Source organism: Ensifer sp. EB106-03-01-XG145 (genome assembly GCF_058792075.1).
In genome coordinates this window covers 59077-82972 of sequence record NZ_JBYTEC010000004.1, presented here as the reverse complement: position 1 = coordinate 82972, position 23896 = coordinate 59077, and the positions used below count along the sequence as shown (strand labels likewise).

The 23896-nt window shown below is 62.1% G+C and carries 20 protein-coding genes; 11 read left to right on the top strand and 9 right to left on the bottom strand.

The window, feature by feature from the left end:
* Positions 1 to 13: 13 nt before the first annotated feature.
* Positions 14 to 1297 carry a DUF763 domain-containing protein gene (locus tag AC3WWH_RS12845; RefSeq protein WP_057249763.1) on the bottom strand — a complete coding sequence of 428 codons (1284 nt, stop codon included), beginning with the start codon at positions 1295 to 1297 and terminating at the stop codon, positions 14 to 16.
* 239 nt (positions 1298 to 1536) lie between these two features.
* On the opposite strand from AC3WWH_RS12845, the gene AC3WWH_RS12840 reads away from it, so the two are divergent.
* On the top strand, positions 1537 to 1860 hold the full coding sequence (locus AC3WWH_RS12840; RefSeq protein WP_113399283.1) for a hypothetical protein: 324 nt from the start codon (positions 1537 to 1539) through the stop codon (positions 1858 to 1860).
* Between the two features lie 679 nt (positions 1861 to 2539).
* Here the strand turns inward: AC3WWH_RS12840 and AC3WWH_RS12835 are convergent.
* From AC3WWH_RS12835 to AC3WWH_RS12825, 3 genes are all read right to left on the bottom strand, one after another.
* A complete protein-coding gene (locus AC3WWH_RS12835; protein ID WP_113399284.1) occupies positions 2540 to 4147 on the bottom strand; it encodes a copper resistance protein CopC in 1608 nt (535 codons plus the stop codon).
* 44 nt (positions 4148 to 4191) lie between these two features.
* A complete protein-coding gene (locus AC3WWH_RS12830) occupies positions 4192 to 4722 on the bottom strand; it encodes a YcnI family copper-binding membrane protein (protein ID WP_113399285.1) in 531 nt (176 codons plus the stop codon).
* 297 nt (positions 4723 to 5019) lie between these two features.
* Positions 5020 to 5406, bottom strand: a complete 387-nt coding sequence (locus AC3WWH_RS12825; RefSeq protein ID WP_162752585.1) for a DUF2946 family protein — start codon at positions 5404 to 5406, stop codon at positions 5020 to 5022.
* Positions 5407 to 5734: 328 nt separating this feature from the next.
* Between AC3WWH_RS12825 and AC3WWH_RS12820 the strand changes: the two genes are divergently transcribed.
* From AC3WWH_RS12820 to AC3WWH_RS12800, 5 genes are all read left to right on the top strand, one after another.
* The gene (locus AC3WWH_RS12820; protein ID WP_058321900.1) at positions 5735 to 7078 is read left to right on the top strand and encodes an extracellular solute-binding protein; all 1344 of its coding nucleotides are present in this window, start codon (positions 5735 to 5737) and stop codon (positions 7076 to 7078) included.
* A 75-nt stretch (positions 7079 to 7153) separates the two neighbouring features.
* Positions 7154 to 8044, top strand: a complete 891-nt coding sequence (locus AC3WWH_RS12815) for a carbohydrate ABC transporter permease (RefSeq protein ID WP_058321901.1) — start codon at positions 7154 to 7156, stop codon at positions 8042 to 8044.
* Positions 8045 to 8051: 7 nt separating this feature from the next.
* A complete protein-coding gene (locus AC3WWH_RS12810; RefSeq protein WP_058321902.1) occupies positions 8052 to 8939 on the top strand; it encodes an ABC transporter permease subunit in 888 nt (295 codons plus the stop codon).
* Positions 8940 to 8981: 42 nt separating this feature from the next.
* Entirely contained in the window at positions 8982 to 10109 is a 1128-nt protein-coding gene (locus tag AC3WWH_RS12805) for a sn-glycerol-3-phosphate import ATP-binding protein UgpC (protein ID WP_492376992.1), read from the top strand.
* Between the two features lie 28 nt (positions 10110 to 10137).
* Complete coding sequence (locus AC3WWH_RS12800) at positions 10138 to 11052, top strand: TIM barrel protein (RefSeq protein ID WP_058321903.1); 915 nt, start codon at positions 10138 to 10140, stop codon at positions 11050 to 11052.
* A 268-nt stretch (positions 11053 to 11320) separates the two neighbouring features.
* Here the strand turns inward: AC3WWH_RS12800 and AC3WWH_RS12795 are convergent, their stop codons facing one another.
* The 5 genes from AC3WWH_RS12795 to AC3WWH_RS12775 all read right to left on the bottom strand — a co-directional run bounded on the left by AC3WWH_RS12795 (position 11321) and on the right by AC3WWH_RS12775 (position 16964).
* Positions 11321 to 12043: an aspartate/glutamate racemase family protein gene (locus AC3WWH_RS12795; protein ID WP_058321960.1), complete on the bottom strand. Its 723-nt coding sequence runs from the start codon at positions 12041 to 12043 to the stop codon at positions 11321 to 11323.
* Positions 12043 to 12699: a flavin reductase family protein gene (locus AC3WWH_RS12790; protein WP_058321904.1), complete on the bottom strand. Its 657-nt coding sequence runs from the start codon at positions 12697 to 12699 to the stop codon at positions 12043 to 12045. The genes AC3WWH_RS12795 and AC3WWH_RS12790 overlap by 1 nt, the downstream gene beginning before the upstream one ends.
* Positions 12700 to 13320: 621 nt before the next feature.
* A complete protein-coding gene (locus tag AC3WWH_RS12785; protein ID WP_058321905.1) occupies positions 13321 to 14040 on the bottom strand; it encodes a GntR family transcriptional regulator in 720 nt (239 codons plus the stop codon).
* A gap of 198 nt (positions 14041 to 14238) precedes the next feature.
* Entirely contained in the window at positions 14239 to 15435 is a 1197-nt protein-coding gene (locus AC3WWH_RS12780; protein ID WP_058321906.1) for an amidohydrolase, read from the bottom strand.
* A 26-nt stretch (positions 15436 to 15461) separates the two neighbouring features.
* Entirely contained in the window at positions 15462 to 16964 is a 1503-nt protein-coding gene (locus AC3WWH_RS12775; protein ID WP_245299095.1) for an amidohydrolase family protein, read from the bottom strand.
* Between the two features lie 39 nt (positions 16965 to 17003).
* Between AC3WWH_RS12775 and AC3WWH_RS12770 the strand changes: the two genes are divergently transcribed.
* The 5 genes from AC3WWH_RS12770 to AC3WWH_RS12750 all read left to right on the top strand — a co-directional run bounded on the left by AC3WWH_RS12770 (position 17004) and on the right by AC3WWH_RS12750 (position 23723).
* On the top strand, positions 17004 to 18578 hold the full coding sequence (locus AC3WWH_RS12770) for an ABC transporter substrate-binding protein (RefSeq protein WP_058321908.1): 1575 nt from the start codon (positions 17004 to 17006) through the stop codon (positions 18576 to 18578).
* A 162-nt stretch (positions 18579 to 18740) separates the two neighbouring features.
* Positions 18741 to 19706 (top strand): ABC transporter permease, encoded by a 966-nt coding sequence (locus AC3WWH_RS12765; protein ID WP_057249798.1) that lies wholly within the window; start codon positions 18741 to 18743, stop codon positions 19704 to 19706.
* Positions 19706 to 20602 carry an ABC transporter permease gene (locus AC3WWH_RS12760; protein WP_058321909.1) on the top strand — a complete coding sequence of 299 codons (897 nt, stop codon included), beginning with the start codon at positions 19706 to 19708 and terminating at the stop codon, positions 20600 to 20602. The genes AC3WWH_RS12765 and AC3WWH_RS12760 overlap by 1 nt, the downstream gene beginning before the upstream one ends.
* Position 20603: 1 nt before the next feature.
* Positions 20604 to 22316, top strand: a complete 1713-nt coding sequence (locus tag AC3WWH_RS12755; RefSeq protein WP_058321910.1) for a dipeptide ABC transporter ATP-binding protein — start codon at positions 20604 to 20606, stop codon at positions 22314 to 22316.
* 210 nt (positions 22317 to 22526) lie between these two features.
* Positions 22527 to 23723, top strand: a complete 1197-nt coding sequence (locus AC3WWH_RS12750) for a cyanate transporter (RefSeq protein WP_058321911.1) — start codon at positions 22527 to 22529, stop codon at positions 23721 to 23723.
* Positions 23724 to 23896: the final 173 nt, after the last annotated feature.

Sequence of the window (23896 nt, the reverse complement as noted above, 5' to 3'; positions counted from 1 at the left end):
CGCATTGAGCCGCCTACCGGTCGCGGTTGCCTTGACGGCGTGACCGCCCTGCATCTCTCGACGGTTCTTCCGGCCCTTCCCAGCCAAAGACGCTGCGACCGCCGAACTCTTGCGATTGTCGAAACTCGCCGGCCACGATCTCCTTGAGATCCGGGCCGGTCACGTATCTCTCGAACTGGCGAGCCTGATCGTCGAGGCGCTTGAGAACCTGCATCTCTTCGTCACGACCGAGCTTCGCTTTCGACACGGCTGACTTCATCACCCGGATCGTCTCGTCGTAGACTTTCAGTGGAACCGGGAACGGGTGGCGATCCTTGCCGCCGTGGGCGAGCGAGAAGCGCGCCGGATCGGCGAACCGGCATGGCGCACCGTGCACCACTTCGGCCACCATCGCCAGCGCCTTGACGGTCCGCGCCCCAACGCCCGGCACCAGCAGGAGATGCTCGAAATCCTCTGGGCCACGGTCGGCGGCCGCAGCGAGCGTGGCATGCAGGCGTTTCATATTGACGTCTTCTTCGCGCACGTCGTGATGTTCAGGCATAATCAGATGCGGCAGCATTGGCTGCGCGCTTTGCTTGGTCACCCGCCTTGGCTCGATGGCTGCGACCTCCCGGACGATCCGATCCGGCCCCAGCGAAGCCAGAAGATCGAGCTGGCTATTGCGCGAGGCCGCGGCGCGGCGGTCGGCAAGGTTGACGATCTCGCCCTGCCGCGCGCCTTCGATCGCCGTGTGGGGCGAATCCACGAAGCTGGTGATCCCCTCCGAAAGCCAATGGTAGCGCCGGGCCTGCCGCTTTTCGCCGTTCATGCCCTGTTGCACGATGACCCATTTGCCGTCGTCGGTGACGATAAAACCGTGCAGGTAAAGGTCGAAGCCGTCTTGAACTGCTGCACTGTCGACCTTTGCGACGAGGCGGCTGGTTGTCGCCAGGCCACTTCCATCGAGGCCCACGCGCTCGCCAATTGCAATCAGCTCGCCGGGGGTCTCCCGGGAGTTCCGCCCTCGACCGCCACAGACATGAATACCGAGTTCGCCTGACAGAGGCGACAAACCACGCTTCAGGGCGCCGATGACGCTGGTGGTGATGCCGGAAGAGTGCCAGTCCATGCCCATGACGCATCCGAAAGACTGAAACCAGAACGGATGTGCCAACCGCCGAAGAAACTCGTCTCGACCATATTCGATGACGATCGCCTGGGTGATGATCGCACCAAGTTTCGTCATGCGCTCGCCAAGCCACCGGGGAACCCGGCCACCGTGAAGCGGAAGATCTGCACTGCCTGCTCTCTGGACCATCCGGCTCTTATACACCGGCAGATGGTGCAGTCACACAGGAAAGTTCTGCAAACGTTCTCATTTGCGCCGGCAGTCGGCGAGACCACGGTCGCAAGCCGAATGGTCATGACGAGACCTTGCCCCCAGGAAGGTTCGACTGCACCAGCTTGAGTAACCACCAACACTACCTTTGCGCTTAAGATAGGGTTCAGCAATCGGCGATATGCTCCGCACCAAACGGCATTTGAGCAGGGTGCAGAATGAGTGAGTTCCAAAACAGAGCTGTTCGATTGATGGTTGCCTCCATAGGCGATGCTTCGACCAGCGATATCTCCGTGCGTCGCACGAACGTTCTGACGACTGCGATGGAACTCTACGTTGCCTTGGGGGGATCGCACGAGCAGCTTGAGACCGCCATCGCGAAAGAGGCGAAAAAGGAAAGCGACGCGCCGAGACGTATTGATCTGGTAATCGGCGATCTGATGATGGAGATGGCAACCATAAGCCACATTCACGATATCGACGTCATGCAGGCAGCGCACAATGTTCTCGACAGCGGCGTCCGTGAAACGACTTCCGCCTGAACTCCGCCCGTCCCGGCGGGTTTCTCGCTGCTCTGCGCCTTGCGCCCTTGGTGCCGTCGATTGTCGCTTGAGTAGCCAACCATTCCCTTGGGAGGCAGAAATCCTCGGCTTCCCGCTTCTCCGGCACCGCGTAGCAATGGTCTGTTAGAAGGGGGCGGCCAGGAAGTTCAATTGGACGTTCAGCCAATACCGGGCCTGTCTGGTCGCGGATTGAACCTCATGCCCAAACTCCTGGGTGTAGCGGCCTTCACACATCGTCGTGTCGACCACCCACAATCCGCCCGCGTAAATCGCCATCAGCAGGAAACCGCGCATGGCGGAGCAGAATGAACATTCGATATTTCTAAATTATTAACGCGGGACGTGATCTGCGATTTATGTCGAGCGGACCGCCTCCGGTCGGCTACCGCCCACGCCCGCGTCCAAAAAAAGAGCCTCCACCAACCAAGCAGAGGCCCAGAGTCAGGTGCTTGCGATTGGCCGCTGCAGCGGGGACTGCGACGTCGGCGCAACCGCAATCGGAAAAGGCTGACAGAGGCTTCATCGGAAGGCAATGAACCTAAACGGACTATTGGATAACCAGCCGGGGCTAGACGGAACACCTCCAGGGCAGTAGCGATCGAACGCCCACAGGGCGATCCGCTGGCGTGCGCGCGAGATTGTGCGGCGGCCTCCGCGCTCACGGCCCAATGATGATTTGATCGCTCAGCGTTACCTTCTCGAAGTCATTGATCAGAACATCGGCACGTACCTGCCAGGCGCCCGCCAGCGGTATGTTCACGCGCTCGATCCGCCAATCTGCGTCGCCCCTCCGCGCTGCCGCACGTTTGAATGGCTCGATGCCGGAATCAGGCTTGGATAGGACGAGCGTCACCTCCTTGGCGGCAAGCGGTTCGACTTCGCCCGTGGCGAGGTTGATCGATACGTCGACCTCGCCCACCCGTCCGGGCAAGACCTCAACGAGGGCCATCGCCTTGTCCGTGTGGATGTGAACGCTTGCAGGCTGAGCCGCCAGAGCTAAGAGCGCGCGCGACGGCGGCGTGAAGCGCCAGCAAGAAACGGCGCCGAAAATCAGGACGACGATCAGTGTTTCCGCGGCGATCGAGCGGACCAGCCGCTTCGCCGATACCCGATCGTCAGCCATTACCGGTTCCGTCAGGCGCCAGCGATTTGCAAGCGCCAACAGAAACAGTCCGACCAGCAATGCCATCTTGACCATCAGCACCTGGCCATAGGCGGTTTCCACCAGCGCCCGTGGCTTCTCCACCTGCACGATGGCCAAGATGAAACCCGCCACGATAAGAACAACGAGCACGTAAGGGATGGACGCCGAGAACCGGCCGAGCGCCTGAAGGGCCATCGGGTCCTTGCGCCGCAACGCGAGGCCCAGGGGAGCCAGCGCTCCAACCCAGAGACTGATCGTTGCGACGTGCAGGAAGACTGCCGGGCGCATCAGCCATTGCGGCTCGGCTGTCGATGCATGGCCGCTCAGCGACAAGGCGACGGATGACGCGATCAGCGCGGCGAGAGATGACAGTCGAGCAGACCGACCCTTCGCCCGGAGAGCGATGGCGGCCACACAAAAGGCAGCGAAGGCGGCAATGGCCGTCCCGCCGAAGCTCGTTGCCATCGCCGTGGACCAAACGACCGGCTCGACAATTTGCGTCACGGAAACGCCCAGTGCATCGAGCCCCTGAAAACCCACAGCGGCAAGTGCGCCGAGGAGCCCTATACCGAGCGCTGCTGCGACGACTTTGCACCCTGATCGCGGACCAAAGAGCAGCCAGTGGCGCGAAAACACACCGCCGACGCCGATGAACAGCCCCACGTAAAGCGCGAGCTTCGATAGGAGGAGACCGGCGCGCACGGCCCAGTCGATCTCGTCTTCGTTCATGAACGGAGCGGTGCTGGCCGCGCCGACCGAAAAGACGACCGATCCACCGATCGGATGCCCGTCGGCAGAGGTCACGCGCCAGCTGAGCACATGTGTGCCGTGCCCAAGATCGGGTGGCGCCGCGATCACGACCACTCGATCCTTCAGGTCGAACCGCTCGAGCGGGATCGCTGTTCCATCCGGTCTGACGAGCTTTAAGGACAACGGCGAAACCGGCTCGCTGAAGGTCAGCACGTAGACCGATGGCGCGGTGCCGACGACCGCGCCATCCTGCGGTTCACTTGTGTTGAGCGATGCGTGGGCGAAGGCCGCGGCGGCCTGCATGAGGACCCCGCAGAGCGCGATCACCATCAGCCTCGCAAGACGAGTGAAGCTCGATGATACCTGCATCATGCGTGATCTCCGGTCACTTGGCCCTCGCCCCCACGTTGCGCTGCTCAGTGCACGCTTTTCTTTTCAAGCAGCTTGATGCCGGGCGCCGGATATTCGAGATCGTCACTCGACTTGCCTTCTGCCGGGACCTCGATCCAACGCTCGGTCGCGCCATCAGGGCACTCCTGCACCAGCGGCACGTAGAGTGTCTTGCCGACTGGCAGGCCCTCAGTCAGAAACGCGCGGAAGACAAACTCCTCATATTCGTCGTCGGCCAGGCTGCCGCCCTTCCAGACGACCTCCTTCACGCCCTCCTTCATCGGCGTGCCGAAGTAGTCATAGGACTTCTCGTAGGCTCCCTTGACCTTCTCCAGCGTCCAGCCCGGCTTCGGCATCGGCTTTGCGGCGATCATGCCTTCCGGGATCTGAACGCGCAGAGCGATGGTCGGCTTGCCCTCGCATCCATGCGGGACGCGGATGACGGCCTTGTAGGACGCGCCGACATGCGCCTCCGTTGTTTCGAGCGTGGAGTGGGCAAAAGCTGCCGTGGTGCTTATCGCGATGAAGGCAGCGGTGGTGATGAGTTTCGACAACATATGGCTATTCCTTTGAGATTATTGGGCTTGTGTTGGGTCGCGGGAAATCCCCCCGCGGCTATCAGGGATTGGATGCAGTGATCCGGAAAAGGTTGCCGACATTGTTGGTCGGTGGCGGGCAGCGATCGCACAAGACGGTCAGTGCACGGGTCCCCGTTGGCTCAAGAGCGGCTTGCAGTCAGTCTTGGACCACGCGGAAGGGACGTCGGGATGCGCCGAAGATCGTCGCGATGGGGCCGGCGGACGCCAGGGGAGGATATCCCTCCCCCCGACATAGGCTGGCGCGAACGCAACCGATCAGGCGAGCAGCCGAGGGGGCGCGCGAGGATAGCCGAGGCGATGTTCGCCCGTCGGCAACGGCTCTGCCGCGGACCAAAACGTGTGCACCGCCGACGCGACTTGGTGGTTAAGATCGTCGCCAGGCTGCGCAGTCGCCGCCAAGACCTGCGAGGACACGCAACATCCAAGAAGGCAGCAATTGGCAGCCTTGCCATGGCCGCCGTCGTGATTGCCGTCGTGATTGCCGTTGCTGGCGTGATCCGCGCTGATGCACAGTGCATTGCCGAAAGCGTCGAGTTGCGAGACGGCAGGCATCGAGCTGAAGGCAAATGCGCCGGCGACCGATTGCAGCACGAACAGGCAGGCAGCGATGAACGCCAGTCCCCAACCGTTGCGTCGCCTCACCACAATCAAGCTCCTTCTACGCTGTCTCCGAAAATGTCCGGAGCCACCGCATAGCTAGCCGGTACGCCCGCCCCCTTCCTTGCTCCGCAGCAAGCATCCGCGTGACGTTCAGGGTATCGGCCAGTTGAGTGGCGCCATTCTTCGGGCTCCCCGGCAAGAACAGACCTGCCGCAACCAGGGAGCGCGCCGCCGCCTGACAGCGTAATCAAACTTTCATTTTTCCATCATGCAGATTGGCAAGGACTGTCACACTCAACTGTTAGCAAGCGCCCGGCTTCATTCGTGCCACCGATCCTGGTGTCCGCCAATCTGCAAGGAGCGTTTTGCAATGAGAGTCTCCGTCACTACGTCCGTATTCATCGGCCTGATGGCAAGCGTCGCGTTTGGCGCGTCGGCGGCCGCAGCCGCAAAGACGAAGTTCGAATTCTGGTACGGCCTTTCGGGTGATCTTGGCGAACGTGTCCAGGATGCCTGCAAGAAGTTCAACGACAGCCAGTCCGAGTTCGAGATCGTCTGCACCTCTCAAAATGGATACGACACGACCCTGCAGAACACGATTGCCGCCTACCGCGCCAAGAAGCAGCCGGCAATCACCCAGATCTATGATGCCGGCACTCTGGACATGATGCTGTCGGGCGCATTCGTGCCCGCCAAGAAGCTGATGGCCGACAACGGCTACACCATCGACTGGAACAACTATTTCGGCGGCATCGCCAACTATTACGCCACGGCAAAAGGCGAGCTGAATTCCTTCCCGTTCAACTCCTCGACGGCCATGTTCTATTACAACGTCGACGCCTTCCAGAAGGCCGGCATCGACTTCAAGCCGGACACCTGGGAACAGGTCGAGGAAGCTGCCCGTAAGCTGAAGGCCGCCGGTTACGAATGCCCGCTCGCCTTCAATTTCGACACCTGGCCGCTGATGGAGCAGTTCTCGGCCATCCACAACCAGCCGCTCGCCACCAAGGCCAACGGTTACAACGGGTTGGACGCCGAGCTTGTCGTCAACAAGACCAAGTTCGTCGATCACGTGAAGTTCTTCAAGAAGATGGCCGACGAGAAGCTCTTCGTGGTCAAGACCAAGCAACTCGGCATGGACATCGTCCCCGCCTTCACGTCCCAGACCTGCCAGATGATACAGACCTCGATCGCCGACCACGGCACGATCGGCAAGACCCTTCCCGAAGGTGTGAAGTGGGAAGTCGCCATGTTGCCCGTATGGAAGGGCACCGAGCGGCAGAACTCACTCGTCGGCGGCGCATCGCTCTGGGTGCTCGCCGGTCGTCCGGAAGCGGAATACAAGGGCGCGGCGGCCTTCCTCAACTACCTTGCGACGCCGGAAATGGCCGAGTGGTGGTCAACGGTGACGGGTTATATCCCGGTGACCAAGACCGGTTTCGACGCCATGAAGGCCAACGGGTTCTACGACAAGGCACCCTACAAGGGGCGTGAACTCGCCATCCAGAGCCTGTCCTTCACCCCGACCTCTGAAAACACCCGCGGCATTCGCCTCGGCGGCTTCACGCAGATCCGCAAGGAGTTCGCGACCGCTCTCGAAGCGATCTTCATGCAGAACGCAGACGTCCAGGCTGAGCTCGACAAGACGGTTGAACGCGGCAACGCCGTTCTGCGTCGCTTCGAGAAGACCTACGCCGGACAGACCCTGAACTAACATCTGATCCGTCCGGAGCCTGCCGCAACATCGGCAGGCTCCGATTTCTATTCTTGCGCATCGGAAATACAACACATGGACAAGCGTGCGGCCTTTCGCAGCTGGTGGCTGCCCAGCCTATTCGCCCTGCCACAGATCATTTTGATCCTGCTCTTTTTCTATTGGCCCGCAATTGCCGTGTTGCGGTGGGCCTTCACGCTCGAGCCGCCATTCGGCGGCGCCGCTGAGTTCGTCGGTTTTGCCAACTTCCAGGAAGTATTCGCCGACCCGCTCTACTGGAACTCCGTCGGCGTCAGCCTGGCATTCGCCCTTTGCGGCACGCTTGCCACCATTTTCATTGGCCTTGTTCTTGCCCTTGCTGTCGACCGGCAGTTGCCGGGCTCCGCACCGTTCCGGTTCCTCTACATTCTGCCTTACGCGATTGCGGGGCCGGCTGCCGGCATGGCTTTCCGTTTCATCCTGTCGCCTGAGCGCGGGCTGATGGCATCGGTCAACGCCACGTTTCCGGATTTCTGGAACCCAGCCAAGTACGGCAGCCACGCCCTTATCCTCGTTATCGTCGTCTTTGCCTGGAAATGGGCGGGCTACACCTTCATCTTCCTTCTTGCTGGTCTGCAGTCGGTCCCTCGATCGCTGATCGAGGCGGCCGCGATGGACGGATGTGGCCCGATCCGCCGCGCAGTCGACATCCAGATCCCGCTGCTGGCGCCAACGCTCTTCTTCCTGCTGGTCATCATGATGACCGAAGGTTTCGTCGGCGCCGATACCTACGGCATCGTCGCCCGAACCACGGATGGCGGCCCGAACCACGGCACCGACGTGATGGTGTACCGCATCGTCGAGGAGGCATTCCGCGGTTTGAACTACTCCGGCGCGTCGGCCCAGAGCCTCGTGCTCATAGGCCTCATCATGATCTTCACCTTCATCCAGTTCCGCTTCATCGAGCGCCAGGTCCATTACAAGTGAGGCTCCTATGATCCAGCGGACACCTTTCGCCAACGCGCTGACCTATGGCGTGATGATCTTCGGCTTACTGCTGCTGATCGGCCCCTTCATCGTCATCGTGTCGGGCGCCAGCCAGACATTCCAGCAGGTCAACGCCATACCCTTCAGCTTCGTGCCGCAGGACCGCCTCTTCGAGAACATGGGCGCCGCCTGGTCGCGCGCCAACCTCGGAACAGCGATGCTGAACAGCTTCGTCATGGCCAGCCTCGTCACGGTCGGCAAGGTGGCGCTGTCGGCGCTGACGGCCTTTGCCATCGTGTTCTTCAGAACGCCGCTGAAGGGCTTCTTCTTCTGGATGGTGTTCATCACCCTGATGCTGCCGCTCGAGGTGCGCGTGGTGCCCACCTATGCGGTCGCTGCCGACCTGTTTCAGCCGGTTCGACTGCTGATTTCCGCCGTCACCGGTTTCGAAGTTTCCGTCGATTGGAACCTTCTCAATTCCTATGCCGGCCTCACGCTGCCGTTGATCGCAACCGCGACCGGAACGTTCCTCTATCGCCAATTCTACCTGACCCTGCCCGACGAGCTGGCGGAGGCCGCACGCATGGACGGGTCAGGCGCGATCCGCTTTTTCATCGACATGCTGCTGCCGCTCTCGCGCACCAACATGCTCGCACTGACGACGATCATGTTCGTCTATGGGTGGAACCAGTATCTCTGGCCCCTCCTGATGGTGACGGACCCCCAATACAAGACCACGATGATGTCGCTGGTCGCACTCCTGCCGTCCGACAACGGCACGCCGGACTGGAACGTGACGCTCGCCGGATCGCTGATCATCATGCTGCCTCCGCTCATCGTCGTTGCCGTCCTGCAGCGGTGGTTCGTTCGCGGCCTCGTGGCCACGGAAAAATGACCCCGCTTTCCCCAAACAGAACAGACAGAGAGGTCCGCGCCCATGGCTGACATCGCAATTCGCGCCGTGCGTAAATCCTACGGAAAAAACCCCACCCTGCATGGCATCGACCTCGCCTTTGCGTCGGGAGAATTCGTCGTGATCCTCGGCCCGTCCGGCTGCGGAAAATCCACGCTTCTGAGGATGATCGCGGGGCTTGAGGACATCACCGCTGGCGAAATCGCCATCAACGGCCACGTCGTAAACAGGCTCGAGCCACGTGAACGCGGTTGCGCCATGGTGTTCCAGAACTACGCCCTCTATCCGCACATGACGGTCGCGGGAAATATCGGCTATGCCCTGAAGGTGGCCGGTGTCCCGAAGGCGGAGCGTTTGCGCCGGATCGAGGAAACGGCGAAGATCGTCGGGCTCTCCGATTATCTCGATCGCAAGCCGGCGGCACTTTCCGGCGGCCAGCGCCAGCGCGTTGCCATGGCGCGCGCGATCATTCGCGAACCGAAAGTCTTTCTTTTCGACGAGCCGCTGTCGAACCTGGACGCCAAGCTGCGCGTCACCATGCGGGCCGAGATCCGCAAGCTGCATCAGCGTCTCCAGGCAACGTCCATCTTCGTCACCCACGATCAGGTGGAAGCGATGACGCTGGCGGACAAGCTGGTCGTGATGAACAAGGGCGTGGTCGAACAGGTCGGCCAGCCGCTCGACATCTACCACCGACCGGCAAGCATCTTCGTCGCATCCTTCATCGGCTCGCCGGCGATGAACCTGTTCGATGCCGCTGTCGACGTTGACAACGCCTGCCTAGCGTTCGGCGGCACAAAGATGCCCATCGACAGGGCGCTTGCTGGGCGACTGGGCGCAAGGCACGTCACGGTCGGTATTCGCCCGGAACAATGTGTCGTTGCGCCTGAAGCAAAGGGCGTCTCGATCAAGGTGGATTTCGTCGAGGAGCTCGGCTCCGGCCGCGTCATCCACTCGGAACTGAATGGCCATCCCTTCGCCGCCAGTGTCGACGAGCATACGCGCACCCGGCCGGGCGATCGGATCACCCTGGAGCTGCCTCTGGCGCATTTGCATCTCTTCGACCAGGAGACCGGCCGGCGGATCCACGTCGATCTGGAGCCCCGCGCCGTCAGCAGCGCAGCCAGCCATCCAACGCTCCAAGCAGTCTGATCACTTCAATAAATCAGGAGAAACCGTGATGAACGACATCATATCCGCCGTGGGATTCTGTAATCGAACGGGCAAGGGCGATCTTTCGAGCCTTGACGCCTCCTTGCGCGAAATTGCCGAGACCGGAGCCGACGCCTGCGAGATCGGAATCTATGGCGAAGAGATCGTCAGTGGCGGCCGCATCATCGAAGACCGTGTCCAGCGCGTCGCCGAGACGACGAAGAAGTACACCTTCAAGAAGCTTTCGCTGCACGGCCAGATCGTATCCAACTTCATGGATCGCCAGCACCACCATCTGCAAAAGAAGGTCGTGAGGGCGATGCTCGAGCTGTGCGACCGGCTTGGTGCGGGGATTCTCGTCCATCACTCCGGCGCAGCACAGCTTGCCCCCGGAGAGAATGCCGCTGATCTCGACAAGATGGAACGCAACGCACTCGCGGAGATGGCGGAGGTCGCAAAAGGCTACGGCGTCCGCATCGCGCTCGAGAACATTTTCACGACCGAAAGCGGCCAGTATCGACAGACACCGAGCCAGGTCGCCGAAACCGTGCGAGCGATCGGTTCCAACAACGTCGTCGCGCTCATCGACTTCTCGCATGCTTATATCGAGTCCACGCATCGCGGGCTGGATTTCCGTGACGAACTGAGGGCAATGGCGCCCGTGACGGGCCACCTGCATGTTCACGACAGTTTCGGCCTGCCCTATTCCATGAACCGCTTCTATCATCCGGCCGAAGCGACCGCGCTCGGCATCGGCGATCTGCATCTGCCGATCGGCTGGGGCGACATTGCCTGGGATGACATCTTCTCCGAACTGACCTTCCTTCCGGATACGACGCTGATCATGGAAATCGGCGCCGAGCGGTTTGCCGATCAGCAACCTGCGTGCCTGAAACGGGCAAGGGGTCTCGCCGCAGCGGTCGGACTTCGATCCGCTGCATAATATTTCCGGTTGCCCCGCCGCATGTGTGGTGGGGCAACCGGATTGCACCCGCTCAAAGCGCACATTCCGGCCGCGTGTTGCGATACACCTGAGACTTGAGCCGCCGCTTCGCCGCTCGGCATGAAACCGGTCTCCCACAGCGCCTTGCCGTATCACCGCAAAAATCCGACCTTCGACATCCCTGATCTCGGCGCACCTATCCCTGTTCGCACGGTCAGTGCCGACGCCAATCCATCGGCCGCGCGTTTTTCTAATGCGGCCGAATGGCTCAGCGGGCGGCCGCGACATCACCCGACTTGTCGCGGGGATAGGCGTAGGCACCTGCCTTTGAGGTTCGAAAGCCGCCACTCGCCAATGCCTCGGCGAGCTTGACGGCCGCCACCACGCCATCGATGACGGGTACTCCAGCTTCGCGGGAGAGCCAATCGCACAGCTCCGCCATGCCTGCACAGCCAAGAACGATCGCGTCGACGCCATCCTCGCGTATCGCCGCGCGCGCTTCGCTGAGTAGTTTGGTCCGCGCACTTTCCGGGTCGGCTTCCAGGGCCAGAACAGGCAGATCGACCGAGCGCACGCGGCGGCAGCGCGCGGCAGCACCATATTGCCTGACGAGATCCTCGATCACCGGCACCGACCTCGGCAAGGTGGTGATCACGGCAAAGCGGGTCGCCACCGTCATTGCGACCTGCACCGCCGCCTGGCAGATACCGATGACCGGGCCGGTTGCCACTTCGCGCGCGGCCGCAAGGCCGGGATCATCGAAACAGGCAATCACATGCGCCGACGCACCCCGCTTCTCCGCAGCACGGATCGCCGCCAGCATCGCCGGGACGGCCATCGCCTCGTCCGCGTAACCTTCGATCGAGACGGGCGCACCGATTGCGGTCTCCGCATCGATCACAGAGCCTTCCGATCGCACAGCTTCGGCGGCCCGTGCGATCTGATCGGTCATTGATGCGGTCGAGTTCGGGTTGATGACATGTATGCGGATCATCGGGCGGCCCTCTCCGGCCTTGGGTTCACTTGCGCGAGCTCGAGAGGCAGCAGTTCCTCCGGCTTCTTAAGTTCGAATTGTCGATCTGAGGTGATGTAATTGTCGGCATGTAGCCGCGCGATCGGCTGATAGGTCTCGGGGTTCGCATAGCGCCCCGCAGGATCGAGGCACCGGTCCTGGATATGCATGTGCACGACCCTGCCGATGACCAGCACGCGCTTGTGATAGTCGAGGATCTGCTCGACCCTGCATTCAAAGCTGCAGGGACTTTCGCCAATACGGGCGGCGTCGATCTGGTTGCACGGTATCGGCGTCAGGCCCGCGAAATCGAGTTCATCGACCTCCGAGGCGAAATTGACGCCACAGACGATCATCGCATCGGCGAGCGCCATGTCGACCATGTTGACGACGAACTCGCCGGTTCGGCGGATGTTCGTGACCGTGTCCTTCTCGTCGCCATTGCCACGGTTCTGGATCCCGAGCACCACCAACGGCGGTTCATGGGAGAACACGTTGAAGAAGCTCATGGGCGCTGCGTTGTTGTGTCCGGCTGGCGATCGCGTGCCGACGAGCGCGATGGGGCGCGGACCGATGAAGTTGGTCAGCAGTCGATAGCGATCCGGAGGCGGTAGCGTGGTGAAATCTATGTTCAAGTCCGGATCTCCTGCTTGCCTGTTGATAAATTCAGCAAAGAACCCCGACGCCCGGCGCGACGACAATCGGGGCGGCAGCGCGCACGCCCGCCGTTGACTACATTGGGGAATGGCGTCGGTGAACGGCAAACGGCGGCGAAAAGCACTGATGGCTCGAGCGCGCAGACACGGCCGACACCGACATACATCCTTCGGTGGGAACTATAGATTCTCAGGAAAGCATCGCCGGCCCGCCGGTCGGCAACGGGTACGATGCGCATGCTGCCCTCCCCGACAGTGCCAATCCCGAAGATCAAGCTATATTGCATCCATTATAACGTCAATATCGCACACGAGAATTGCATACAATAATGGGAGAAATTAGAGAGATGGACCTTTCTCCGGCAAGGCAAGAAACTCGCCGCGTAAAACTGGCAGGCATATATGGAAAAGAAATCAGGATCTCGCCGAACTCCACGGGAAGATGGGGTGGTAGAGGCGGACCCAGGTCACCCGCACGCGGCAGATGTGGACGAGCTTTCCTTGATCGCATCCCCGAATAAATTGCATACAAAACGTGCGGGTACGCATCCCCGAACCTGAGCTTCCGCAGGCAAGCAGCGTCCGAGTGGGCGTTGCGATCTAAAGGCCCTCTTCCTTTGCGTAGGCAGCAAGGAGATCCGGCAAGCCGTCCTCAGCGTTGCTTTTCAGCAGAGCTCGGGCCGTGATGGCGCCGATGTGGTGGCCCATCAGCTCGCATGCCTTTTCGCGATCGTTCCGCGCAAGGGCGGCGATCAGGGCGCGGTGCTCGGATACGGCGCAATCGGAAGAATGGGGGCGTCCATAGAGCGAAAGGATCATCGAAGAGCGCGAAACGAGTTCCGTAACATACCGCAATAGGGTCGCGTTCTCAGTCAGTCTTGCGAGCAGGACGTGAAACTCACCGGCGAGTTGAATCGAGGTCGACGGATTGCTGACCCTTGCCTTGTCCTCGGCATCGACATGCGCTTCAAGCTCCTTGATCTTCGGCGGCGTCAGCCTGCCGATCAGGCTATCGATCACCAATGTCTCCAGGGCTCGCCGCACGGCAAAGATATCGTGCCCATCCTCGAGGCTGGGATGGCTGACACAGGCGCCCTTGTTGGGACGCAATTCGATCAGTCCCTCGCCGTTCAGCCGCGCCAGCGCCTGGCGCACGATCGTGCGGCTAACGCCGAGCCGCTCGCCGATCGAATCCTCCGGAAGCTTCGTTCCCGCAGCGAAGGCCTGGTCTAGGATCGCGCGCTTCAGGATACGATAGACCACGTCCGACTTGGGAACCGAGGATTTTGCATTGCTGGCGCTGGGTTTGGGCGTCGTCATGAAGAACCTGAAAAATGGCGGGGCGTGCGGTCGAAAGAGTCTGCCGAGGGATGGACCGCAAACAACTATCATCCCCCAACCGGAACGGCAAAGGCGCGGCCGACCCCTTCGGCCGACCGTTCCTGCGATTGCCTGTCGACGTCTCGACCGGTCGAACTCTCCTCCGTCAGCCCGGTTGCCGATCTCATCAACAAAGCGTCACTCGATGGCCGGCAGGTCACCTGCCAGTTCGCCGCCGTCCACGACGACGCGGCCGCGCCGGATAACGGTGCGCTTGCGCGGGGTTAGCGCGACCGCCTCCGCCAACGTGCGCGCCGGCACCAGCACCAAATCGCCGAAACAACCTTCGGAGAGACCATAACCGCCGAGCCCGATGCCTTCCGCTCCACCGAAAGTGCAGACGCGGGCCGCATATTCGAGATCGACGTCGTTGGCCATGCCATTGCGCTGCGCCAAATACTTCGCCCGCTCCAGCATGTCGCCATTTCCATACGGCTCCCAGGTGCCTTGAATACCGTCGGAACCGGAGGCGACGGTGAGACCGCTCGCGCGCATCAACCTCAGTGGCAATGCGGGCGCCGATGGACTTCCCACGGTCATAACCGCGATACGCTCGGCAGTCAGCCGTTCGACCAACCCAGCCTGCCGTGAGGCATCGAGCATCCCCAGGCAGTAGGCATGGCTTACCATGACCCGCCCCTGCAGCGACAAGGCGCGCGTGCGTTCGATGATGAGATCAAGGCAAAATGCACCGAGGTCACCCGGTTCGTGCAGATGGATGTCGATCGGTTTTGCATGACGTTCCGCAAGAGCGAAGATTGCATCGAGATGACGCACCGGATCGCGCTCGATGGAGGCAGGGTCGATACCGCCGACGATGTCGGCGCCGGCGCTCAGAGCCGCGTCCATCAACTCGAGCGTGCCCACGCGCGGTAGCATGCCACTCTGCGGGAAAGCCACGATCTGCACGTCGACCAGATCTCGCATTGCCTCGCGCGTTTCGAGGACACCCTCGATATTGGCAATGCCGATCTCGGTATCGACGTCGACGTGGCTGCGAATGCTCAAAACGCCGTAGGAAAGCGTCTGCATGATCTGACGGGCCGACTGCCGGCGGGCATTGATGCCAAGTTCGCGCTTGGCGTTGCGGTCGGCCAAGATCCGGTCATTGCGGGTCGGGCCGACGCGGTTTTCGAACCAGTCCATGCCGATGAGGGTCTTGTCGAGATGGGTATGAGCCTCGACAAGACCCGGCATGGCGACATGTCCGGCCGCATCGATCTCGACCGCGGCACGGACGCTATCTGCCGCAACGAACCGGCCGTCACGGATGAAAAGGTCTTCGAGCGGGCCGCCGAAGGGACGGGCATTGCGGATGAGTAGGTCTGCAGTCACCTTGAAATCCTCGTCTATGCCGGTGTTTACGTGCGATCGCCTAGTCCGGCACGGGCCATGGCGAGATCAAAGGCGCGCAAGGCGCGATCTAGGATCGCGTCTTCGTCCTGACCAACAAGGCGCCGCCCGCGCATCAGCACACGTCCACCGACGATGGTCGTATCCACGTCCGCCCCGTTGGCGAAGCGCGCGATGCGCTGCACCGGATCGTGCGGCGGCCAGAGATGGGGCTGACGCATGTTTACGAGGAGGATATCGGCGCGCTTGCCGGCCTCGAGCGAGCCGAGCTGATGCTCCATCATCAGTGCGCGCGCGCCCTCGATCGTTGCCATCTCAAGCAGCTGCAGCGGCGGCAACACGGCATCGTCTGCAAAATGGCGCGCGTGGTAACGGTGCGCCTGGAACAGGTTGCGAAACATGTCGAAAGGCCTATCGGGTGCCGCGGCATCGGTGCCGAGGGAAACAGTGACGCCGTCCGCCATCAGTTCCGGCGCCGGGCACCGACCGTAAACCGACATCAATGCACTGGGATTGTGTGCGACCTTGGCACCGGTTCGTTTCAGGACTGCGCGGTCGCCCTCAGTCAGGTCTATGCAATGGGCAAGCAGCGATCGCTCGTCAAAGAGGCCGAGGCGCACGTCATTGGCGGCGATGGACCCGTCGCGGTGTCCATCCTGTACCAGGAGGCATTCTCTTTCCCGCGCACGATCTCGGACCTTGCATGCAATTCTGTATACCGTTTCATCGCGCAGTTCCTGCTCATCGAATACCGGCAGGGAAAAGACGACCTGTAGCCGCTCGTCACGTCCCGCCCAAGCATCGACCAACTCCGAGGCCACGTCGATTTGCCGGTCCGGGTCGACGACGATGTCGCTGTGGGCCGTCGGCGTATACTGGCGATACACATGATCCTGTCCTGGACGGTTCGGCCCCACTGCCAGAACCTCCCGCACGCCCATGGCGGCAACCGAGGCGAGGTGCGCTTCGGCCGCCTCCGGGGCCTCGCTGCGCATGATATCCGGGCCGCCGCCAAACAGCAGCGCCGCGGTCGTCGTGCCGCATTTGATCCTCTCGGCGGCCGACAGTGCCGCCTCCGCCGCCCAGAATTCGGGATCTGTCGCGGTTGCGTAGATACGGCCGGTCACGGACATCCAGTCCTCGGCCTCACTGCCCAGCCCCTTGGTCAGCATATGTCCGGCATGGGCGTGCGTGTCGATCAATCCGGGCATCGCGACCATGCCGGCCGCGTCGATGCGCTCCGCATGCGTTTTTCCGACAAGGTTTCTGTCACCGATGGCGGCGATGCGTCCATTCTCAACCAGGATATGGGCGCGTTCGAGAACCCGCCGTCCCGGATCCATCGTGATGATCGTGGCATTTTCAATCAGTAGTGCGTTCGTCATGGACGTTTCCCTCTCCGGCTGCCGGGTTTGGCGTTCTTTTTTGACAAAGCGCTGCCAAATCGACTTTCGCCATCTTGATATTGTTTGCATCAGATGTACACTATTTTTGGGAACATTCGTATCCAATAGCAAAGACAATATGTATACGCTAAACGGGAGAAAGCAGTGAAAACCTCTATAAAGACCCTTCTGGCGGGACTCGCCCTTCTGGCGCCGCTGTCTGCGCCCGCATTTGCCGAAACGCTGCGGTGGGCCTCATCCGGCGATGTCATTTCCTACGACCCGAACGCTCAGGTCGACAGTTTCACCCAGAGCGTTCACCACATGGTTTTCGATCCTCTGGTGCGCCGCAACAAGGATCTGAAGCTGGAGCCGGCGCTTGCCACGTCCTGGGAAGTCGTCGAGCCCACGCGCTGGCGCTTCAAGCTGCGCCAGGGCGTGAAGTTTCATGAGGGCCAGCCCTTCAACGCCGACGACGTGGTGGCAACGATCCAGCGCCAGATCGATCCCGGCGCGCGCAACCGCGAAAACCTCTCCACCGTTGTCGGTGTCGAGAAGGTGGACGAGTATACCGTCGACCTCATCCTGCGCGCACCTTACCCGCTGCTCCTCAACGATCTTGCCGCCATCTACATCATGAGCAAGCCCTGGATGGAGGAGCACGACGCACTGAAACCGGGCAATGCTTCGACCGGCGTCGTCACCTATGCCAGCAACCATGCCAACGGCACGGGCGCGTTCAAGCTGAAGGCCTACGAGCCGGACTCGCGCTCGGTCTTCGAAGTGAACAAGGAGTGGTGGGACAAGCCGCAGCATAATCTGGACGAGGTAGAATTCCGCCCGATTGCCTCCGACGCGACCCGCGTCGCGGCCCTGCTGTCAGGTGAGGTCGACATGATTGCGCCGGTTCCGCTGCAGGACGTCGACCGCATTGCGGCCACCGACGGTCTGAAGGTCGTCGAAAACCCGTCGCTGCGCACCATCTTCTTCGTCTTTAGCTACCGGCCGGAACTGCATGCAACTCCAGGCCAGCCCAATCCGCTGCGCGATGTGCGCGTGCGCCAGGCACTGTGGCACGCGATCGACACCAACACCATCCAGAAGCGCCTGATGCGCGGCAAGTCCCGCACGGCCGGCATGCTCGTCGCACCGGCAGTGACCGGCTACGACGAGGACATCGATGTACCGCTGCCTTACGACGTCGCCAAGGCCAAGGCGCTGCTGGCGGAAGCCGGCTATCCGGACGGCTTCAAGACCGGCCTCGCCTGCCCCAACGACCGCTATATCGCTGACGAACAGATCTGCCTTGCCGTTGCCTCCATGTGGGCGCAGATCGGCGTCCAGGCCAATGTGAGCGTCGAGAGCAAGACGACCTATTTCCCACGGACAGACAAGGGCGAGTTCGATGTCTATCTTCTCGGCTGGGCTTCGTTGCCGCCGATGGACGGTTTCAGCCCGCTGCAAGCGCTGCTCGCCACCAATGACGGCACCTTCGGCGGCAGCAACGCAGATGGGCTTTCCAATCCCGAGATCGACAAGCTGGCCTATGCTGCTTCGACGGAACTCGACGAAACCAAGCGCGTCGAGGAGTTGAAGCAGGCCTTCCGCATCACCCATGATCAGGTGCTCTACCTGCCGCTGCATCAGCAGCCGGTCGCATGGGCGATGAACAGCAAGGTCGACATGCCGCAGTTCCCGGACGAGTATGTCCGTCCGTGGTTCGCGCAGATCAAGAAGTAATCGGGACTCTCCCAAGGCCAGTCCCGGCAAGCGAAAGCAAACCGGGACTGGCCCGCAAACCGGGTCAACCCCTCCAGAACCGGCGACGGCACGGAGGATGCGGGAGCGCATAAGCCCGGCGGCCGCCCTTAGGGCAACATCGCTCCCCGTAAGGACTATCCGATGATCAGACTTCTTTCAGTCAGGCTGCTTCAGGCCATCCTCGTGATGGTCGCGGTGACGGCCATCGCCTTCGTCATGTTCCGTTTCGTCGGCGATCCAGTCGCCTCAATGGTTCGTGAGGGTGCAACCCAGGCGGAAAAGGACGCAGTGCGCGTCGCGCTCGGTCTCGACAAGCCGGTCTTGGCTCAGTTCGTCAAATTCGTTGGCCAAGTGCTGACCGGCGACCTCGGCACAAGCTATCGCTACCAGCAGCCCGTGACGACCCTGTTGCTCAGTCGCCTTCCCGCCACGCTGGAACTGGTGATCGTTGCCACCGTGCTGGCACTGTCGCTCGGCATACCGCTTGGGGTGCTCTGCGCGCTGAAGCCGCACGCCTTTTTCTCTCGGCTGACCCAGTCAGCGACACTTGTCGGCATTTCGATGCCCACTTTCGTCACAGGCCTGCTGCTGATCCTGGTTTTCGCAGTGAACCTGCGATGGTTGCCATCGTCCGGACGCGGAGATCTCGTCGATATCGGATTCTGGCAGACCGGATTTCTCTCGCTCTCGGGCCTGAAGTCGCTGATCCTGCCCTCGATCACGCTGGCATTGTTCCAGCTCACGCTGATCATGCGGCTGGTGCGCTCGGAAATGATCGACGTCTTGTCGTCGGACTACATCCGCTTCGCCTTCGCACGCGGCCTGCCGCGGACCTACATCTATGGGCGGCTCGCGCTGCGCAACGCATTGATGCCGGTCGTCACCGTCACAGGCCTGCAGATCGGGCAACTCATCGCATTCGCGATCGTCACCGAGACGGTGTTCCAATGGCCGGGCATGGGCCTGCTGTTCACGAACGCCGTCGGCTATCCCGACGTGCCGGTGCTGGCCGCCTACCTTCTCTTCGTGGGCTTCCTGTTCGTCATGATCAACATGATCGTCGACATTCTCTACACCTTCATCGATCCGCGCCTGAGGACACGATAATGGCTACGCAATCCCTGATGCGCCGACTTCCGCCGGTTTCCGTTGTCATCGCCAGCCTGGTGCTCGTCGTCATGCTGGTCCTCGTCATCTTCGCGCCGATGATCGCGCCGATGGACCCGCGCGACGTCGCCTCCTATTCGCTGATGGACATGGAAATTCCGCCAGCCTTCATGGAGGGCGGCGATTCCCGCTTCCTGCTCGGCACCGACAACCAGGGCCGCGACCTTGTCTCGGTCATCCTGTTCGGCTTGAGGATCTCCGTCGTCATCGGCCTCGGCGCAGTGGTCTTTGCGGCCGTGCTCGGCGTCGTGCTCGGCCTCGTCGCCGGCTTCTTCGGCGGCGTGGTCGATAGCATCGTGATGCGGATCGCCGATATCTTTGTCAGCTTCCCGACCATCCTCGTCGCACTGCTCATCAGCGGCATTGCCCGCGCCCAGCTCAGCGCCGAGACGATGCTCGCCTGGGCGCCGCTGGTGCTGATCTTCTCCATCGCCATCAACGAATGGGTGCAATACGCGCGAACCGTACGCGCCTCGACCATGGTGGAGATCGCGCGAGACTATGTGCGCGCCGCCAAGGTCATCGGCCTGCCATCCACCCGCATCATGGGCCGCCACATCCTGCCGAACATCATGAGTCCGGTGATGGTCATCGCCACGATCAACCTCGCCGGCGCGATCCTGACGGAGGCAACGCTCTCCTTCCTCGGCGCAGGCATGCCGCCGACCTATCCTTCGCTCGGCACGCTGATCCGCATCGGCAACCAGTTCCTGTTCTCCGGTCTCTGGTGGATCGCAGTGATGCCGGCGACAGTGCTGGTCATCCTCGTGCTGGCCGTCAACGTGATTGGCGACTATCTGCGCGACCATTTCAACCCGAAACTGATGGCCCGATGAGATGACCGAAACAACGCGCCCCGTCCTCGATATCCGCAATCTCCGTGTCGAGTATCCGCTGGCCAACGGCGACACGCTTGTCGCCGTCAAGGACATCGATCTCACGATCCGGCCCGGAGAAATCCACGCCCTCGTTGGCGAATCCGGCGCCGGCAAGACCACCGTCGGCAACGCGCTGATGGGTCTCTTGCAGGCCCCCGGCAAGATCGCCGCCGGCTCGATCATCATCGCCGGCAAGCAGATCAACCTGCGCACCGGCCGCACCGAAGGCATCGTGCCCGGGCGTGACGTCGGTGCGATCTTCCAGGATCCGATGACGAGCCTCAACCCGCTCTTCACGGTGGAAAGCCAGCTGTGCGAAGGCATGCTCACGCATCTGAAGCTCTCCTCAAGGGAGGCGAAAGCTCGCGCGCTCGAACTGATGAAGGCCGTCGGCATCCCGGAGCCCGAGCGTCGGCTTGGCAGCTACCCGCACCAGCTTTCCGGCGGACAGCGCCAGCGGGTGGTCATCGCCACAGCACTCGCCTGCAATCCGCAGCTGATCGTGGCCGATGAGCCGACCACCGCGCTCGACGTCTCGGTGCAGGCGCAGATCCTCAAGCTCATCCGGGATCTTGCCGACCAGCGGGGTGTCGGCGTGTTGCTCGTCACCCACAATATGGGCGTCGTCGCCGAGATCGCCGACCGCGTTACCATCATGCAGAACGGTGCGGTCGTGGAAAGCGGCCCGACGCGCGAGGTGTTGACAGCACCGAAGGCGCCCTATGCCCGCACACTGATCGCGGCCGTGCCGCCCATCGATACGCGGCTCGAGCGTCTGCCAGTGCCGAGCGAAGAAACGCAGGTAACGCTCGACGCGCGCGCCACGGTGCGCCGCAAGAGTGCGAAGAGCGAGACCGGTAGTCGCGACGAGGTGGTGCTCTCGGTGCGCGACCTTGCCGTGGAATACGGCGGCCGCGGATTGCTTCGCAAGACATCGGTCTTCAAGGCCGTCAAGGGCGTGTCCTTCGATGTTCGGCGCGGCGAGATTTTCGGCCTCGTCGGCGAATCCGGCTGCGGCAAGACCACCGTTGCCAACACCATCGCCGGTCTTGTCACCCAGAGCGCAGGCTCCATCGATTTCGAGGGCACGGCGCTTGGCGGCCGAAGAGAAAAATCGATCCGCCAGTCCCTGCAGATGGTGTTCCAGGATCCCTATTCGGCGCTCAATCCGCGCCTGAGGATCAACGCCGCCATTGCGGAACCGATCCTGTTCTACAAGCTGGCCTCGAATGCGGATGAAGCCAGGCAGGACGCAAAGACATTGCTCGAAGCGGTCGGCCTTCCCGCCGATGCCGGCGCACGCTTCGCGCACGCCTTCTCCGGCGGCCAGCGCCAGCGCATCGCCATTGCCCGCGCTCTGGGTCCGCGCCCGTCGCTACTCATTTGCGACGAGCCGACTTCGGCGCTCGACGTCTCGGTGCAGGCACAGCTCCTCAACCTGCTGAAGGATCTGCGTGATCTCGCTGGGCTCTCCATGCTGTTCATCAGCCACGACCTCGCGGTGATCCGCCAGATGTGCGACCGCGTTGCCGTGATGAAGGCTGGAGAGATCGTCGAGCTCGCCGATACCGAAACCCTCTTCACCGCGCCGAAACACGAATATACCCGCGAGCTTCTCCGCCTTGCCCCCTCGGTCGAGCGCATCATGGGGCGGGAACTGGCTTCGGCGTAAGCGTGGATGGCAAGGCCTTTGCCGCCTTTCCGCGCCGGCCAAACCCCAACGGCATTGGGGACCTGTCGCCGACATCCTTTTTGGCCCGCCACTGTCCCGGCTTGCGCTGGTGACCTTGGGGGGCCTCCCATCGCGAATGACTGACGCGCCACCGCGCAAGTGCCTCTTCGGGCCACAAACAAGAAGAAGACGTAAAGGAAATACCCGATCATGCCCAAATCAACCCAGCCCACGACGGGCCGCCAATGGATGCTGCTCATTCTCGTCGTGCTGGTCGCCGTCAATCTGCGGCCATTTCTTACCGCCCCCGGGCCTGTGCTGTCCGAGATCGTCGCCGATACCGGCATGGGATATGGCAGCCTGGCCCTGCTGACATTGTTGCCGATGATGCTGATGGGTGTGGGTGCCTTCGTATCCCCGTCGCTGCAGGCCTTGATCGGCACGCGGCGCGGCATTCTCATCGCTCTCGTTGTGCTGGCTGCCGGTTCCCTGCTTCGGCTCGTCGCACCGGGCGGCATAGCGTTGGTGATGACGGCCGCCCTTTGCGGCGCAGGCGTCGCCTTTATCCAGGCGGCTTTCCCGGGGATCATCAAGGCGGAGTTTCCGCGCAGCATACCCGTGGTCACCGGCCTCTATTCCGCCATCCTGATGGGCGGCGGGGCTTTGGGCGCGCGGCTGACGCCATTCCTCGTCAGTGCCGGCTACGGCTGGCGCCCGGCCCTTGCCTGGCTCGCGGCACCGGCGCTTGTTGCTCTCAGTGCCGCGTGGCTGATCCTGTCGGATTCGCGCAGCGATCGCCCGAACAAGGCGCTCACCGGCCGGCTGCTCCGCCGGCCCCGGACCTGGACGCTCATTCTCGCCTTCGGCCTGGTCAACGCCGGCTACTCTTCGGCCGTCGCCTGGCTCGCCTCCTATTACCAGTCTCTTGGCTGGAGCAGCGGAGATAGCGGCAATCTCGTAGCGCTGATGGCCATCTGTCAGGCGGCTGCCGCCCTCGCCCTTCCGGTCTTGGCCCGCAGCAGCATCGATCGCCGTGCGTTCCTGCGCCTGACGCTGGCGATGCAGGCGATCGGTTTCGCCGGTCTTGCGTTCCTGCCCCAGGCGGCGCCCGCGATCTGGGTTGGCCTGTGCGGTGCCGGCCTCGGCAGCAGCTTCTCGCTGGCGATCGTCACCGCCCTCGATCATCTGCCGCGGCCGGAAGAAGCCGGCGTGCTGGTAGCATTGATGCAGGGCGGCGGCTTCCTGATCGCGTCCCTCGGCCCCTTCGCCACGGCATTTCTGCACGACATCAGCGGCAGCTTCGCCCCTGGGTGGACGCTGCATCTCGTCTGCGTCGTCGGCGTTTTCTTCCTCTATACGCGCTTCAACCCGTCACACTACGCACAAGCCATGCAGTCCCCGATCTGAGCAAAATATTGCTCTCTCGATGGGTTTCGACCCTTGGCCCTCCTCGTGTGGGCTGACCGGCATCTTGCGAACGAACTCGGCCAGAACACGAGAGGCATCACCTGGCGACGAGCCTTTTCGTTTTGCGCCCACCGCTGTTGCCGAGGGTCGATGCCAAATCACTAGACATCTCG